The 13,477-nt window shown below is 65.9% G+C and carries 17 protein-coding genes and 1 tRNA gene; 7 read left to right on the top strand and 11 right to left on the bottom strand.

Annotated features, from left to right (window positions below; translation table 11 throughout):
* Positions 1-10 precede the first annotated feature (10 nt).
* A complete protein-coding gene (queD, locus tag AzCIB_RS17740) occupies positions 11-466 on the bottom strand; it encodes a 6-carboxytetrahydropterin synthase QueD (RefSeq protein ID WP_050417109.1) in 456 nt (151 codons plus the stop codon).
* A gap of 105 nt (positions 467-571) precedes the next feature.
* On the opposite strand from queD, the gene AzCIB_RS17735 reads away from it, so the two are divergent.
* Positions 572-1,426: a radical SAM protein gene (locus AzCIB_RS17735; RefSeq protein ID WP_050417108.1), complete on the top strand. Its 855-nt coding sequence runs from the start codon at positions 572-574 to the stop codon at positions 1,424-1,426.
* A 24-nt stretch (positions 1,427-1,450) separates the two neighbouring features.
* On the opposite strand, the gene AzCIB_RS17730 is transcribed toward AzCIB_RS17735, so the two are convergent.
* The gene (locus AzCIB_RS17730) at positions 1,451-1,753 is read right to left on the bottom strand and encodes a helix-turn-helix domain-containing protein (protein ID WP_050417107.1); all 303 of its coding nucleotides are present in this window, start codon (positions 1,751-1,753) and stop codon (positions 1,451-1,453) included.
* Between the two features lie 260 nt (positions 1,754-2,013).
* Between AzCIB_RS17730 and AzCIB_RS17725 the strand changes: the two genes are divergently transcribed.
* From AzCIB_RS17725 to AzCIB_RS17715, 3 genes are all read left to right on the top strand, one after another.
* Positions 2,014-3,240 (top strand): aspartate kinase, encoded by a 1,227-nt coding sequence (locus AzCIB_RS17725; protein WP_050417106.1) that lies wholly within the window; start codon positions 2,014-2,016, stop codon positions 3,238-3,240.
* Positions 3,241-3,291: 51 nt separating this feature from the next.
* Positions 3,292-3,385: transfer RNA gene (locus AzCIB_RS17720), tRNA-Ser, on the top strand.
* Between the two features lie 209 nt (positions 3,386-3,594).
* Entirely contained in the window at positions 3,595-3,789 is a 195-nt protein-coding gene (locus AzCIB_RS17715) for an NF038104 family lipoprotein (protein ID WP_050417105.1), read from the top strand.
* Positions 3,790-3,900: 111 nt separating this feature from the next.
* On the opposite strand, the gene rplS is transcribed toward AzCIB_RS17715, so the two are convergent.
* From rplS to rpsP, 4 genes are all read right to left on the bottom strand, one after another.
* Complete coding sequence (gene rplS / locus AzCIB_RS17710) at positions 3,901-4,278, bottom strand: 50S ribosomal protein L19 (RefSeq protein WP_050417104.1); 378 nt, start codon at positions 4,276-4,278, stop codon at positions 3,901-3,903.
* Positions 4,279-4,360: 82 nt separating this feature from the next.
* Positions 4,361-5,149, bottom strand: coding sequence for a tRNA (guanosine(37)-N1)-methyltransferase TrmD (gene trmD / locus AzCIB_RS17705; protein ID WP_050417103.1), 789 nt, complete (start codon positions 5,147-5,149; stop codon positions 4,361-4,363).
* A 7-nt stretch (positions 5,150-5,156) separates the two neighbouring features.
* Positions 5,157-5,663 (bottom strand): ribosome maturation factor RimM, encoded by a 507-nt coding sequence (gene rimM / locus AzCIB_RS17700; protein WP_050417102.1) that lies wholly within the window; start codon positions 5,661-5,663, stop codon positions 5,157-5,159.
* A gap of 21 nt (positions 5,664-5,684) precedes the next feature.
* Positions 5,685-5,936, bottom strand: coding sequence for a 30S ribosomal protein S16 (gene rpsP / locus AzCIB_RS17695; protein WP_050417101.1), 252 nt, complete (start codon positions 5,934-5,936; stop codon positions 5,685-5,687).
* 197 nt (positions 5,937-6,133) lie between these two features.
* Here rpsP and AzCIB_RS17690 point away from each other — a divergent pair, with 197 nt between their 5' ends.
* The gene (locus AzCIB_RS17690; protein WP_050417100.1) at positions 6,134-7,660 is read left to right on the top strand and encodes a cyclic-di-GMP receptor FimW-related protein; all 1,527 of its coding nucleotides are present in this window, start codon (positions 6,134-6,136) and stop codon (positions 7,658-7,660) included.
* Here the strand turns inward: AzCIB_RS17690 and AzCIB_RS17685 are convergent.
* Positions 7,657-8,880, bottom strand: a complete 1,224-nt coding sequence (locus AzCIB_RS17685; protein WP_050417099.1) for a YihY family inner membrane protein — start codon at positions 8,878-8,880, stop codon at positions 7,657-7,659. The genes AzCIB_RS17690 and AzCIB_RS17685 overlap by 4 nt on opposite strands.
* Positions 8,881-8,948: 68 nt before the next feature.
* Here AzCIB_RS17685 and wrbA point away from each other — a divergent pair, with 68 nt between their 5' ends.
* Entirely contained in the window at positions 8,949-9,551 is a 603-nt protein-coding gene (gene wrbA, locus AzCIB_RS17680; RefSeq protein WP_050417098.1) for an NAD(P)H:quinone oxidoreductase, read from the top strand.
* Entirely contained in the window at positions 9,548-9,907 is a 360-nt protein-coding gene (locus AzCIB_RS17675; RefSeq protein ID WP_050417097.1) for a DUF2069 domain-containing protein, read from the top strand. Before wrbA ends, AzCIB_RS17675 begins: the two co-directional genes overlap by 4 nt.
* A gap of 94 nt (positions 9,908-10,001) precedes the next feature.
* On the opposite strand, the gene AzCIB_RS17670 is transcribed toward AzCIB_RS17675, so the two are convergent.
* From AzCIB_RS17670 to AzCIB_RS17655, 4 genes are all read right to left on the bottom strand, one after another.
* Positions 10,002-11,537, bottom strand: coding sequence for a 2-isopropylmalate synthase (locus tag AzCIB_RS17670; protein WP_050417096.1), 1,536 nt, complete (start codon positions 11,535-11,537; stop codon positions 10,002-10,004).
* A gap of 271 nt (positions 11,538-11,808) precedes the next feature.
* Positions 11,809-12,393, bottom strand: coding sequence for a cytochrome b/b6 domain-containing protein (locus AzCIB_RS17665; RefSeq protein ID WP_050417095.1), 585 nt, complete (start codon positions 12,391-12,393; stop codon positions 11,809-11,811).
* A complete protein-coding gene (locus tag AzCIB_RS17660) occupies positions 12,390-12,905 on the bottom strand; it encodes a diheme cytochrome c (protein ID WP_050417094.1) in 516 nt (171 codons plus the stop codon). Before AzCIB_RS17660 ends, AzCIB_RS17665 begins: the two co-directional genes overlap by 4 nt.
* A 20-nt stretch (positions 12,906-12,925) precedes the next feature.
* Entirely contained in the window at positions 12,926-13,339 is a 414-nt protein-coding gene (locus AzCIB_RS17655) for a DUF1924 domain-containing protein (RefSeq protein WP_050417093.1), read from the bottom strand.
* Positions 13,340-13,477 lie beyond the last annotated feature (138 nt).

The raw sequence follows: 13,477 nt of genomic DNA, 5'->3' as shown, positions 1-13,477 counted from the left end.
CGTCTGTGTTTCAGAGGCCGGCGTCGTCGCGCACGGCGTCGGCCCAGCAGTTCGGCGTCTCGTACAGGCGCACGCGCTCAAGGCGCAGGTGGTTGCCGTAGCTGTCGTGGTAGCGCGGGTCGAGGATGCGGAAGGCCTCGCGCGCAAGGTTTTCCGCGGTCGGCACGCAGTCGAGCACGACCGTCTTGTGGCCTGGCATCGAGCCGAGGAACTGCATGACCTGCGCATCGCCGCGGAACACCAGGAAGGCGTGGTCCCAAACGTCGACGACATGCGCCTTGGCGATCGTCTTCACCTCGCCGAAGTCCATCACCATGCCATTGACCGGCTGGCCGGCGGCTTCGATGATTCCTCCCGACAGGGTGATCTCGATCGCGTAACGGTGGCCGTGCAGGTGGCGGCACTGGCTGGCGTGGTCCGGAATCCGGTGTCCTGCGTCGAATTCCAGGCGGCGGGTGATGCGCATGATTGACCTCGGGAGTGCAGGGCGCGGATTATAGCATCCGACCCCGATCGCCCATTCCGGGCAACCCCTTGCTTTCTTCGACCGCGATTTGCGGCACCTTCAGCGATGGCATCCAGCGACCGACAACTCACGATCCGCAACCACGACCGCGATCTCGCGGGGCTCACCTACATCTATCCGGTGCTGTCGCGCCGTGCCGGTGGCGTGTCCGTCGGCATCAACTTGAACCCCAACAACGCCTGCAACTGGCATTGCGCCTACTGCCAGGTGCCGGACCTCGTGCGCGGCAGCGCCCCCCGCATCGACCTCGCCCAATTGGAGGCCGAACTCGCCGGCTTCCTCGATGCGCTCGTCAATGGCGACTACCTCGAGCGGCACGTCCCTGAAGGCTTGCGCCAGGTCCGCGACATCGCCTTCTCCGGCAATGGCGAGCCGACCAGCGCAGCCGAATTCGCGGATGCGGTCGAGATCGCGGTACGCCTGCGGGCGCGCTTCGGATTCGGCACGGAAGTGCCGCTGCGCCTCATCACCAACGGCAGCCTGATGGGGCAGGTGGCCGTGCGCGAAGGCGTGCGCCGCTTGGGCGAAGCGGACGGCGAAGTATGGTTCAAGGTCGATGCGGGCACGCGGGCAGGCATGCGCCGCATCAACGGCGTCGGGCACGACCCCGATGCGGTCGCGCGCCGCCTGCAGGCGAGCGCCGAGCGCTGCACGACCTGGGTGCAGACCTGCATGTTCCGCTGGGACGGGCTGGCACCGTCCGATGCAGACATCGCCGCGTATCTGGCCGTGTTGGAAAAGGCTGGTGTCGAACGCCTCGCCGGGGTGCTGCTCTACGGCATCGCGCGTCCCTCGATGCAGTCCGAGGCCTCGCGCCTGTCGCCACTCACCGAGGCCGAGCTGGAGGCGATCGCCGAGCGCATAAAAAAAACGGGGCTGACGGTTCGCGTCAGCCCCTGATGACCATGTGCTACTCCGCCCGGGTTAGCGTGACGTGCGCTCCTTGCGCTTCGCACGGGCCTCCTTCTTCAGCGTCTTGAACAGGTCCGGGTTCGAAGCCTTCAGAAACTCGGCCACTTCGACGTCTTCCTTCTTGACCTTGTTGATGTCGATCTGTTCGATGTGAACGAGGCGGAGCAGAGCCTGCACGGGACGCGGAATGTTGCGGCCGCTCTCGTAACGGGACCCCCCACTTTGGGTAACGCCGATCTTTGACCAGAACTGCGACTGGTTCAGACCGAGTTTGCGGCGGATCTCGCGAACATCAAAGGTTTCAGTGCTTTTCATCTCTTGGGCCTCTGTTGTGAAGTCGATTGTGCTATGAGGATTGGCTGCGCCCTGAGGCGATCATACGACTTAAGTCATATGGTACCCAAAGTATAGATTACTATTCCGGACAAATACAACGGGAAAATCAAAAGCACTAGGGTTAACCGCATTCCATAAGTGCCCAAATTGGGCTTGACGGCACAAACGACACGGAACTGCAAAGTCCCCCGGCTTTCGCTAAAATCGCATGTTTTATCCACCGCTATTTGGATACGACGATGGCACTGATAGTTCAGAAGTACGGCGGCACCTCCGTTGGCAATCCGGAACGCATCAAGAATGTCGCCCGAAAGGTCGCCAAGTTCCAGGCGGCCGGCAATCAGGTCGTGGTGGTGGTGTCCGCGATGAGCGGCGAAACCAACCGTCTGATCGCGCTCGCCAAGGAAGTTGCAGGTACTCCCGATCCGCGCGAGCTGGACGTGGTCGTGTCGACCGGCGAGCAAGTCACCATCGGCCTGCTGTGCATGGCGCTGCAGGACATTGGCGTCAAGGCGAAGAGCTACACCGGCGCCCAGGTGCGCATCCTCACCGACAGCGCGCATACGAAGGCGCGCATCCTGAATATCGACGAGGCGCCGATCAAGAAGGACCTCGACGAGGGCAACATCGTCGTCGTCGCCGGCTTTCAGGGGGTGGATGAGCACGGCGCCATCACCACGCTGGGCCGCGGCGGGTCCGATACCACCGGAGTCGCCCTCGCTGCCGCGCTGAAGGCGGACGAGTGCCAGATCTACACGGACGTGGACGGTGTGTACACCACCGACCCGCGCGTCGTGCCGGAAGCGCGCAAGCTCGACACGATCACCTTCGAGGAAATGCTCGAGCTCGCCAGCCTCGGTTCCAAGGTGCTGCAGATCCGTTCGGTGGAATTCGCCGGCAAGTACAAGGTCAAGTTGCGCGTCCTGTCCAGCTTCCAGGAGGAAGGCGAGGGCACGCTCATCACAGTTGAGGAAGATCAGAACATGGAACAGCCCGTCATCTCCGGTATCGCCTTCAACCGCGACGAAGCCAAGCTCACGGTGCTCGGCGTCCCCGACAAGCCGGGTATCGCCTACCAGATCCTCGGGCCGGTCGCCGATGCCAACATCGAAGTCGACATGATCATCCAGAACGTGAGCAAGGACGGCACGACCGACTTCTCGTTCACCGTCGCTCGCGGCGAACTCGACAAGGCCGTGAAGGTGCTCGAAGCCGTCAAGGAGCATATCGGCGCCCGCACGATCGTCTCCGACCGGACCATGGCCAAGGTCTCCATCGTCGGCGTCGGCATGCGTTCGCACGCCGGCGTCGCCTCGCAGATGTTCCGCACGCTCGCGGAAGAGGGCATCAACATCCAGATGATCTCGACGTCCGAAATCAAGATCTCGGTCGCGATCGAGGAGAAGTACCTCGAGCTGGCCGTGCGCGTGCTGCACAAGGCATTCGGCCTCGATGTCGCCGCATAATTAAGTTTGACCTGAGGGTCCGGCATCGCTATGATGGCGGGCTCAAAGGTTGGAGAGTTGGCCGAGAGGTCGAAGGCACTCCCCTGCTAAGGGAGCATACGGGCTAAAACTCGTATCGAGGGTTCGAATCCCTCACTCTCCGCCAGCCATAAAGAAAAAGCCGCCGATTCTTGGTGGCTTTTTTCTTTGGTGCGCGCCGTTCGGAAGGGGCGGTGTCGGTGCTCTCTGGCGGGGGGATACCAGTCGATACACATGGGGTGCTCGCCTGAAGGAATAATCGCAGGACGACGCCATTGAGGCGGAAATGTCGAGCGGCGACGGCTGCGCGGCGGCTATCGGAGGAATCGGGTGCAAATGAGCGTGAGGAATCTGCTGCTCGCTGCTGTGTGCGCGGCAATGCTGGGTGGGTGCGCGGTGTTTGCCGTCGCCGATGCGGCGGTCACCGTGGTGGCGACAACGGTCAAGGTGGGCGCCAAGGTTGTTGGCGCCGGAGTCGATGCGGTGATCCCGGACGACGACGACGACGACGAGGACGCGACGAAGGAGTAGTCGTATTCGGCGCGATGTGCTCGCACGCGCGGCATTGCGCTGTCGGTCGTCGAGGATGAAAAAACGGGCCCCGCGGGGCCCGTTTCATTTGCTGCTGGCTGAATCGCGCGATCAGTCCCGCTTCGCGCCGCCCTTGTAGTTGAGCTTTTCCTTGATCCGTGCGGACTTGCCGGAGCGGTCGCGCAGGTAGTAGAGCTTGGCACGGCGCACGTCGCCGCGACGCTTGACTTCGATGCTGTCGACCAGCGGGGAGTAGGTCTGGAACGTACGCTCCACGCCTTCGCCCGACGAAATCTTGCGCACGATGAAGTTGGAGTTCAGGCCACGGTTGCGCTTGGCGATCACCACGCCTTCGTAGGCCTGGAGACGCTCGCGCGTGCCTTCCTTGACCTTCACCTGCACCACCACGGTGTCGCCGGGGGCGAACTCGGGGATGGTCTTGTTCAGGCGGGCGATCTCTTCCTGTTCGAGTTGCTGAATCAGGTTCATTGTGCGACTCCTGTCGATTCAATGGCACTTGGCCTTGCGGCAGAGCAGGACATGCCTGATGCGCGCGGTTTGTATTCGGGCTTCAGGCTGTGCCTTCGGCCCCTGCTTGCTCCTGCCTGAATTCACCAAGCAGTGACAATTCTTCTTTCGTCATCGTGCGCCCTTCCAGTAGGTCGGGGCGCCGGCGCCAGGTCGTGCCCAGCGCCTGTTTCAGCCGCCAGCGACGGATCGCGGCGTGGTTGCCGGAGAGCAGCACCGCCGGCACCGGCTCGCCTTCGTAGATCTCGGGTCGCGTGTAGTGGGGGCAGTCCAGCAGTCCGTCCACGAACGAGTCTTCGATCGCCGATACGGCGTCATTCAATGCGCCCGGCAGTTGGCGCACGATTGCATCGAGCAGCACCATTGCCGGCAATTCGCCGCCCGACAGTACGAAGTCGCCGAGCGATATGTCTTCGTCTACGCAGCGCCCGATGAGCCGCTGATCGACGCCTTCGTAGCGCCCGCACAGCAGCGTGAGCGCCGGCAATTCCTTCAGTTCCAGCACCTTCGCATGATCCAGCGGCCGGCCTTGCGGCGACAGGTAGATCACGCGTCCCGCGGCGCCGAGCTGCGCCTGCTGCGCCGCCTTCGCCTGGCCGATTGCCTTTTCGAGCGGCTCGGCCATCATCACCATCCCGGGGCCGCCGCCGTAGGGGCGGTCGTCCACGGTACGGTGCGGATCGTCCACGAAATCCCGCGGGCTATGGAACGCGATGTCATAGAGACCGCGATCCAGCGCGCGCCGCGTGATGCCGCTGGCGGTCAGCGCCGCGAACATCTCGGGAAACAGGGTGATCACGTCGAAGCGCCTCGCGGCGGCTGGTGCGCTCACCCCGTGCTCACCAATCCTTTTGCCAGTCGACCCGGATCGTCCGGCCCGTCAGGTCCACGTCCAGCACGTAGGCGGCGACGAAGGGAATCAGTCGCTCCTCGTCGCCGTCGCGAACCTGCAGTACGTCATGGGCGCCGGTCGACATCAGGCTCTCGACCGTGCCGAGCGATTCGCCCGACTGGTTTACGACCCAAAGACCCACCAGGTCGCCCCAGTAGTATTCGTCGTCGCCGGTGCCGGGCATCGCCTCGCGCGGCGCGGCGATGTAGCGGCCCTGCAGTGCTTCGGCGCCGTTGCGGTCCGCCACTCCTTCGAACGAGGCAATGAAGCTCGCGCCGTGCGCGCGGAAGCCGGCCAGTTTCACCGGCTGCCATGCCTCTTCGGGGGCTTCGGCCTTGTCGGCAAGCCACCACTGGGCCATTTCACGCCAGGAGAGAGGGTCATCCCCGAAGGGATGCACCTTGACCCACCCCTGGACGCCAAAAGGGGCGACAATGCGCCCCAGTACTATCATGACTGCGAGAGTCCGGCAGGATCAGGCGGCGGCTTGCGCGGCCTGCTTGGCCAGGCGCTCGACCGTCGGGGACAGCTGGGCGCCGTTCTGCTTCCAGTAGGCCAGACGTTCGGCGTTGATCACGAGGCCCTTCTCGGACTCGGCTGCCATCGGGTTGTAGAAGCCAACGCGCTCGATGAAGCGGCCGTCGCGGCGGTTGCGCGAGTCGGCAGCAACGATGTTGTAGAACGGGCGCTTCTTGGCGCCACCACGGGCAAGGCGAATGACGACCATTAGGGTGTCCTGAAAAGTGGATGCGAAAAGCAGGCGAGTGTAAGGCAAACGTCTGCGTGAGACAAGTGCGGATCGTGATTCGTCGGCGAATGGGGTGTGCCGATCCGGCTGCAAGGCCCGTGGGCTGAGGGGTTCCGCTCAAGAGGGCGATTCTTGAATAGAATGCGTGGACGTCCGCAAGTGGAAATTTTACCCCGATGCCTGCATCCGATCCGGTCTCAGAACAGTTGGCTCCCGTGCTGGAGTGGCTGGCGAGCGAGCCGGCCGACGATCCCCACGCGGAGCTGAATGCCCTGCGGGGGCATCTGGGCGGACTGCCCGAACCGGCCGCTGGCGGGGCCCAGCTCCTGCAATGTATCGACGAGTTCGAGGCAAGGGTTGTGGACGTGTGCGGCCGCCTGAAGCCGCGCCTGCTCAATGCGGCGCTACCGCTTTCGCGAGAGCTGCATGCGGTCGCGGGCGAACTCGTCGAGGCCTTGCTCGAAGTCGGTGGAAAGCTGGGCGAAATGGCGGCAGCGGCGCGCGATCGCTGGCGTCCGGTGCGCCGCGGCGATCCGATGGCCATGACGGCGCGAGCGTTGGGCCTGGTGCATGAGGCCTTCGTTGTCGCGGCGATGGGAGGGGCGGTCACGCCGCCCGGATTGTGGCTTGCGGCATATGGAATCGTCGAAGCGGGGGGCGGCTTCGACGCGTTGGTAGCGGCGCGGCCCGACACGGCGGCCGCAGACGCGCTGCATGCCCTGAAGCGCCTGCTTGCCTTGGCGGTGCTGCAGCCGGAGAGTCTGACCGCGCGCGAGCTGGTGTGGGCAAACGATTACCTTGAGGGGGTGGCGGACGAAGGGGCGCTGTCGGTGGAAAGCCTGCAGCCGGCCGCGTCGTCGTTCTGGATCAATCCGGGTGAGGATCTGCCGCCGATTGCGACGATCCGCAGCGCGGCGCCGGCGGCCGAGGGGCTCGTCCATTTTTCCGCGTTCGGCGTCTCGCGTGCGCTCGCGGGGCAGCTCGACTGGCTCAAGGAGCGCATGGCCGAGGCCGAGGCGGTGGGGCTGGAGCGCGACGGCGAGCTGCTCGAACCCGATGCGTCCGGGTTGCCGGTCGGCCTCACGCCGATCGAGATGGTCTCGCTGCTCCAGCGCATGCGCGATCGCTGGGCGCTGCCGCCGAATCGCGGTCAGTCGCGCCGCGCGTACCGCTATTCGGTGCAGGTGTGTGTGGGCCTGCGCGCGGTGTGGGAGGCCGCCCGGTCCGATGGCGCGACGGAACGCATCTCGGAATGGATGGTGTACAACGAGAGCCCCGGCGGGTACGCGCTGATGTCCGTCGAGGGCGTGACGGGCAGCCTGAGTGCCGGCATGGCGGTCGCGCTGCGCCGGGATGCCGGGCATCCGTGGTCAGTGTGCATCGTGCGCTGGATCCGCAGCGACAGCCCCGGGCAGGTCGAGCTCGGCCTGCAGCTCGTCGCGCAGACCTGCACGCCGGTGACGATCGGCTTTCGCGGCGCCGAGGTGAGTTCCACAACGCACGCGCTCATTCTGCCGCCGCTGCCCGCGTTGCGCCGCAATCAGGCGATCCTTGCGCCGGCGGGTACCTATGCGTCGCGCCGTTTCGTGCTGGTGCACGAAGGCGAGCACCTCTATGTGGCGCAGGCCCGCGTGCTGAGTCTCGACATGCAGACGGCGAACGTCGAGCTGTTCCAGTACGAGGTCGATCCTTACCCGATTTAGCTGTTCGCTTGGGGGCTCTCCGCGGCGAGTGCCGCGATCGAGATGTCCGCGGCGCGCAGTGCGTTCTCGATGCGTTCTGCGGTGTCGCGCGACAGGTCGTTGCGGCCGGCCTTGCGCCACGCTGCGGGCGACAGCGCGAGCCGGCACAGCACGTCGGCGAGGCTGATGCTGGTGGCGTCGCGTGTGAGCAGCCAGTTGCCGTCCTCGGTGCGGGCGACCCAGCCGGCTTCGCACAGGTCGCCGAGCAGGCTTTCGCCTTCGTTGCCGTTGAGGCGGGCCGCCCCGATGAGCGGTTCGAATGCTACGGTGCGACCTTCGCCCTGCGCGCGTGCGAGCATCGTCAATACCGTGGTCGCGGCCCACGCGCGGTCGCCGGCGAAGGGGGCGAGCACGCGCGTGCGTTCGAAGAAGCCGGGTAGCGCCGCGCACAGGATCGCCCCGAGCAGGATCACGACCCACGACAGGTAGAGCCACAGCAGGAAGATCGGCACCGTTGCGAAGGTGCCGTAGATCAGCGTGTAGGTCGGGATACGCGCGAGAAAGAGGGCGAAGAGCTGCTGCATCAGCAGGAAGGCCAGCGCCGCGGTGGTGCCGCCGGCGAGCGCATGGGCCGGGCGCACCTTGTGGTTGGGGATCGCGTAGTAGAGGAAGGTGAACACGACGCACAGCAGTCCCGCCGACACCAGCGTCGAGAAGAATTCGACAACCCACGATCCCTTGCCGGCCAGTGCGACGGAGCTGGCGACGAGGTGGCCGGTCGCGAGCGCGCTGGCGCCGAGCGCGACCGGGCCCAGCGTGAGCGTCGACCAGTGCACGGTCAGGCGCGTGAGCAGCGGACGTGGGCGGTGCACGCCCCAGATCTGGTTGAACACGCGGTCTATCGTCATCAGCAGCATCAGCGCGGTGACGACCAGCGCGCCGGTGCCGATCAGCGTGAGCTTGGCGGCCTTCTGCGAGAACTGGAAGGCGTAGGTCGCGATGATCTTGCCGGCACGGTCGGGCAGGAGGTTTTCGAGCAGGAAAATTTTCAGCGAGGTGCCGAGTTCGGAGAACGCCGGGAAGTTGCTGAAGAGCGCGATGACGACGGTGACGAGGGGAACGAGGGCGAGCAGCGTCGTGAAGGCAAGGCTTCCGGCGACCTGCGGGCAGCGGGTCGCGACGAAGCGTTGCGCGACGAGGCGCAGGAAGTCGCGCGTGGAGTTCAACGACACGGCGGGCATGCTGGGGATGCGGTCGGGCGGGGCTGAAGGGGCGGCTATAATGCCGCAATTCGATCCAGACCGTTCAGATGAAAGAAATTCTCGTACTTTATTACAGCCATCGCGGTTCGGTCCGGGCGCTCGCGGAGCAGGTCGCGCTGGGAATCCACCAGGTGCCGGGCGTGGCGGCGCGGGTGCGGACGGTGCCGAAGGTGTCGACGGTGTGCGAGGCGGTCGAGGACGACATTCCGGCGTCGGGGCCGCCCTACGTCGAGGTGCGCGACCTCGAGGAGTGCATCGGTCTGGCGATCGGTAGTCCGACGCGCTTCGGCAACATGGCGGCGCCGATGAAGTACTTTCTCGACGGACTGGCCGGGCCGTGGGTGAATGGCACCCTGGCCGGCAAGCCGGCGTCGGTGTTCACGTCGACGGCGAGCCAGCATGGCGGGCAGGAATCGACGCTGCTGTCGATGATGATGCCGCTGCTGCATCACGGCATGCTGATCATGGGACTGCCCTACACCGAGTCGGCGCTGAACCGCACGCGTAGCGGTGGAACGCCCTACGGCGTGAGCCATGTCGCCGGCGCCGACGGCAATCCGGCTCTGAGCGCGGAGGAGATCGAACTCGCGATTGCGCAGGGCCGTCGGCTCGCGCAGGTCGCGCTGACGCTCGCGGGAGGCCAGGCATGAGCGCGCGCGCGCTGAATCTTGTGGCGACGGTGCTGCTCGTCGCGCTGATCACGCTGTGCGTGTTGTGGGAGGCGTGGCTCGCGCCGCTGCGGCCGGGCGGTTCGTGGATGATCCTGAAGGCGCTGCCGCTGATGGGGGCCTTCCTCGGGGTGCTGAAGGGGCGGCGCTACACCTACCAGTGGCTGACGATGCTGGTGCTGCTGTATCTGGTCGAAGGCGTCGTGCGCGCGATGGACCCCGGGCTCGGCGGAACTCTCGCGCTCGCGGAAGCGGTGCTGGCGGCGCTGCTTTTCGCCTGTGCGGTGTGGTACGCGCGGGTGTCCGCACCTTCGCGGCAGGCGCGCGCGCCGGTCTGAGCTGACAGGGGGCCGTCCGGAGCCCGTGCAGAGCGGGCCGCGGACAGCTTGCCCGCGGTCGCGCCCGGTCAGAGCAGCGGGTCAGAGCCGCGGGTCAGAGCTGCGGGTTCAGTTTCTCGAACTTGCCGTGCAGCTTGTTCAGCGCGTTGAGGTAGGCCTTCGCCGACGCGACGATGATGTCGGTATCGGCCCCCTGGCCGTTCACGATCTTGCCGTCCTGCGACAGGCGCACGGTCACTTCGCCTTGAGCGTCGGTGCCGGTGGTGATCGCGTTCACTGAGTACAGCAGCAGTTCGGTGCCGCTCTTGGCGACTGCCTCGATTGCCTTGAAGGCGGCATCGACCGGGCCCGACCCCTGGGCGCTGGTGCGGGCTTCCTTGCCGCCGACGGCGATCGTGAGTTCGGCCTGCGGAGTTTCTCCGGTCTCCGAGTGGAAGCGCGAGGCGAGCAGGCGGAAGTGCTCGTGTTCGGGCGTGACCCCCTCGTCGCTCATCAGTGCGTTGAGATCCTCGTCGAAGATCTCGTGCTTCTTGTCGGCGAGCTCCTTGAAGCGCGCGAAGGCGTGATTCAGCTGATCCTCCGACGCGACGACGATGCCGATTTCCTGCAGGCGGCTGCGGAAGGCGTTGCGGCCCGAGTGCTTGCCGAGCACGAGCTTGTTGGCACCCCAGCCCACGTCCTCGGCGCGCATGATCTCGTAGGTCTCGCGGTGCTTGAGCACGCCGTCCTGGTGAATGCCGGATTCGTGCGAGAAGGCGTTGGCGCCGACGATGGCCTTGTTGGGCTGCACCGGGAAGCCGGTGACGCCGGACACGAGCTTGGAGGCGGGGACGATCTGCGTCGTGTCGATGCGCGTGTCGCAGGGGAAGACGTCCTGGCGGGTGCGCACGGCCATGACGATTTCCTCGAGCGCGGCGTTGCCGGCCCGTTCGCCGAGGCCGTTGATCGTGCATTCGACCTGGCGCGCACCGGCCAGGACCGCGGCCAGCGAGTTGGCGACCGCGAGGCCGAGGTCGTTGTGGCAGTGCACCGACCAGATCACCTTGTCGGAGTTGGGTACGCGCTCGATCAGGGTGCGGAGGGTGTTCGCGTACTGGGTCGGGACGTTGTAGCCGACCGTGTCGGGGACGTTGATCGTCTTCGCGCCGGCCTCGATGACCGCGGTGAAGATGCGCACGAGGAAGTCGATCTCGGAGCGGCCCGCGTCCTCGGCCGAGAATTCGATGTCTTCGGTATATTCCTTGGCCCAGCCGATCGCCTTCACCGCCTGCTCGACGACCTGATCGGGCGTCATGCGCAGCTTCTTCTCCATGTGGATCGGGCTGGTCGCGATGAAGGTGTGGATACGGCCGCGCGCAGCGGGGCGGATCGCTTCGCCGGAGCGCCGGATGTCGTTCTCGTTGGCGCGGGCTAGCGCGCACACGGTCGATTCCTTGATCGCCTCGGCGATCGCGTGGACCGCTTCGAAGTCGCCGTTGGAGGCCGCCGGGAAGCCTGCCTCGATCACGTCGACGCGCATGCGTTCGAGCTGGCGGGCGATGCGCAGCTTCTCTTCCTGCGTCATCGAGGCACCCGGGCTTTGTTCGCCGTCGCGCAAGGTGGTATCGAAAATGATCAACTGGTCTTTCATCGTCGGCTCCTGCTGGAATGGTGGAAAACCGGATATGACAAGCGGCCGGCGCTGGGACGCTGGCGGAAGTCGGGCAACACGAGGTGGGTGGGTATATTTAGCGCGCGGGGCGCAGCAGCGGACCGAGCAGCAGCAGGTCCGCCGGGAGAAGGCGTAGCGACAGGAGGAGGTGGCCGCTGACGGAGTTCATGCGTGGGACTATAAACCGCGCATTTGGCCGAGCGCAAGGACGCGGCGGCGCCCGGCCGGATATCGGTGCGATTGCTGCCGACTATCGGGGCGCGCCGGGCTTGCGGCCGGTGAACATGGCGCGGACGAGGTTCTCCCGGTGCAGCAGGCTGCTGACGATGACGCCGGCGATATGCACGAAGACGATCGCGAGCATGGTGCTGGCGGCCACTTCATGCAATTCCTCGAGCCATTCGCCGCCGATGTCCTGATAGGTCGCGAAACCGCTCAGGGCGATCAGCGCGCCCAGTCCCAGCATGGCGAAGATCGCGATTGCGCCGGCGGGATTATGGCCGAGGTAGTGCCGGGGCTTCATCGCCAGCAGCGATTTCAGGTAGGAGGCGAGCTCGCGCGGGGAATAGATGAAGCTCGCGAAGCGCGCGTAGCGGGTGCCGACGAGACCCCACAGCAGGCGGAACACGGCGAGCCCGGCAAAGGTGTAGCCGAGCATCACGTGCAGGTCGCGCAGCCGTTCCGAGTCGGACGTGAGCCAGGCGCCCGCGAAGCACAGCGCGAAGCTCCAGTGGAAGAGGCGCGTCGGGACGTCCCACACGCGCACGGTGGCGGCTGTGCCGGCGGCGCTGGATGCTCCGCCTGCGGCGCTTGCAGAGGTGATGCTCGTGTTCATGAGCGTGCTCCGTTTTTGGGGATGCGGATGTCGCGTTCGCTGAAGTCGCCCTCGGCGGCGTTGCGGTGGCAGGCGGCACAGTTGGCGGCGCTCTTGACGGCCGCGCTGCGAAAGATGCCGGGGGTGATGCCGTCGTGGCCGTCGCGGTGTTCCTTGCGGAACCAGGGGGTGTCGCTGATGCGCAGCTGCGGGCGGCCGTCGCTGCCGGCGGTGTCGCGCCGCGCGGCGTTGGCGACGAGGAACTTCGTGATCGCGGCCGAGGTTTCGGCGTCTAGGCTGGCGTCGGAGCCGAAGTGCTTGTCGAGCCCGGCCATCATCGCGCGCCAGGACTCGGCACCGAGCAGCGCGGGCGGGAAGGCGATGTGGCAGCTGCCGCATTCGCTCCGATACTCGGGGTGATTGATGTTCAGGCGCTTGTTTTCGTCGTCGTCGGCGAGTGCGAGGCCGGTTGTGCCGGCGGCGACGGCAAGGGCGAGTGCGCGCAGGGCGCGGGCGGGGAAGGTGGCGGTCATGTCGTGGAGCTCCGTGTGGGTCAGCGGGGGGAATTCATCAGCCAGGCGACGACGTCGGCTTTCTCTGCGGGCGTGCAGGTGCGGCCGAGCACGTCCTTGCAGTTGCGGCCGAACCACTTCTCGACCGAGCGGGTGCTTGCGAGGCGCTCGGGATTGGCTGCCGGCGCCATCGGCTCGATCGCCTTGCCGGTGCTGGCGTGCTTGCCGCGTGCCGCGGGATTCTTGGTGTGGCAGGTGGAGCAGCTCCACTCGCCGCCGTGCGTGGCGGTGAAGAACTTTTCGCCGCGTTCGGCCGACGCGCTGAAGCCCGGCGTGGATTGCCGCGCCTCGGTCTGATAGCGGGCAAGGAAGTCGGCGGGCGTCTCCGCGCTGGCGAATCCGCTCGCGAGCAAGGCGGTGCCGGCCAGGAAAATCCGCAGGGGGTGGCTTTTCATGTTTGCTCCTTGTGCTGATGGTGGAACAATGTCTTTGGAATCGGATCGCCGGAGTGTCCGCTCTGGCTGCAGGACGTACTTTGCGCGGCAGAGCCTGAACGCACGGTGAAGGCGGCGTTCAGCTGCGGTTCAGTCCGG

Origin of the sequence: Azoarcus sp. CIB (genome assembly GCF_001190925.1) — a bacterium.
In the GTDB taxonomy this organism is placed as follows: Bacteria; Pseudomonadota; Gammaproteobacteria; order Burkholderiales; family Rhodocyclaceae; genus Aromatoleum.
Note: the sequence above shows the minus strand (reverse complement) of the source record. Positions and strands in the feature narration are given on the sequence as shown.

Excerpts from the sequence above, each read along its gene's own strand:
- queD (WP_050417109.1), bottom strand. The coding sequence starts at position 466 with ATGCGCATCACCCGCCGCCTGGAATTCGACGCAGGACACCGGATTCCG.
- AzCIB_RS17735 (WP_050417108.1), top strand. The coding sequence starts at position 572 with ATGGCATCCAGCGACCGACAACTCACGATCCGCAACCACGACCGCGAT.
- AzCIB_RS17730 (WP_050417107.1), bottom strand. The coding sequence starts at position 1,753 with ATGAAAAGCACTGAAACCTTTGATGTTCGCGAGATCCGCCGCAAACTC.
- AzCIB_RS17725 (WP_050417106.1), top strand. The coding sequence starts at position 2,014 with ATGGCACTGATAGTTCAGAAGTACGGCGGCACCTCCGTTGGCAATCCG.
- AzCIB_RS17715 (WP_050417105.1), top strand. The coding sequence starts at position 3,595 with ATGAGCGTGAGGAATCTGCTGCTCGCTGCTGTGTGCGCGGCAATGCTG.
- rplS (WP_050417104.1), bottom strand. The coding sequence starts at position 4,278 with ATGAACCTGATTCAGCAACTCGAACAGGAAGAGATCGCCCGCCTGAAC.
- rimM (WP_050417102.1), bottom strand. The coding sequence starts at position 5,663 with ATGATAGTACTGGGGCGCATTGTCGCCCCTTTTGGCGTCCAGGGGTGG.
- rpsP (WP_050417101.1), bottom strand. The coding sequence starts at position 5,936 with ATGGTCGTCATTCGCCTTGCCCGTGGTGGCGCCAAGAAGCGCCCGTTC.
- AzCIB_RS17690 (WP_050417100.1), top strand. The coding sequence starts at position 6,134 with ATGCCTGCATCCGATCCGGTCTCAGAACAGTTGGCTCCCGTGCTGGAG.
- AzCIB_RS17685 (WP_050417099.1), bottom strand. The coding sequence starts at position 8,880 with ATGCCCGCCGTGTCGTTGAACTCCACGCGCGACTTCCTGCGCCTCGTC.
- wrbA (WP_050417098.1), top strand. The coding sequence starts at position 8,949 with ATGAAAGAAATTCTCGTACTTTATTACAGCCATCGCGGTTCGGTCCGG.
- AzCIB_RS17675 (WP_050417097.1), top strand. The coding sequence starts at position 9,548 with ATGAGCGCGCGCGCGCTGAATCTTGTGGCGACGGTGCTGCTCGTCGCG.
- AzCIB_RS17670 (WP_050417096.1), bottom strand. The coding sequence starts at position 11,537 with ATGAAAGACCAGTTGATCATTTTCGATACCACCTTGCGCGACGGCGAA.
- AzCIB_RS17665 (WP_050417095.1), bottom strand. The coding sequence starts at position 12,393 with ATGAACACGAGCATCACCTCTGCAAGCGCCGCAGGCGGAGCATCCAGC.
- AzCIB_RS17660 (WP_050417094.1), bottom strand. The coding sequence starts at position 12,905 with ATGACCGCCACCTTCCCCGCCCGCGCCCTGCGCGCACTCGCCCTTGCC.
- AzCIB_RS17655 (WP_050417093.1), bottom strand. The coding sequence starts at position 13,339 with ATGAAAAGCCACCCCCTGCGGATTTTCCTGGCCGGCACCGCCTTGCTC.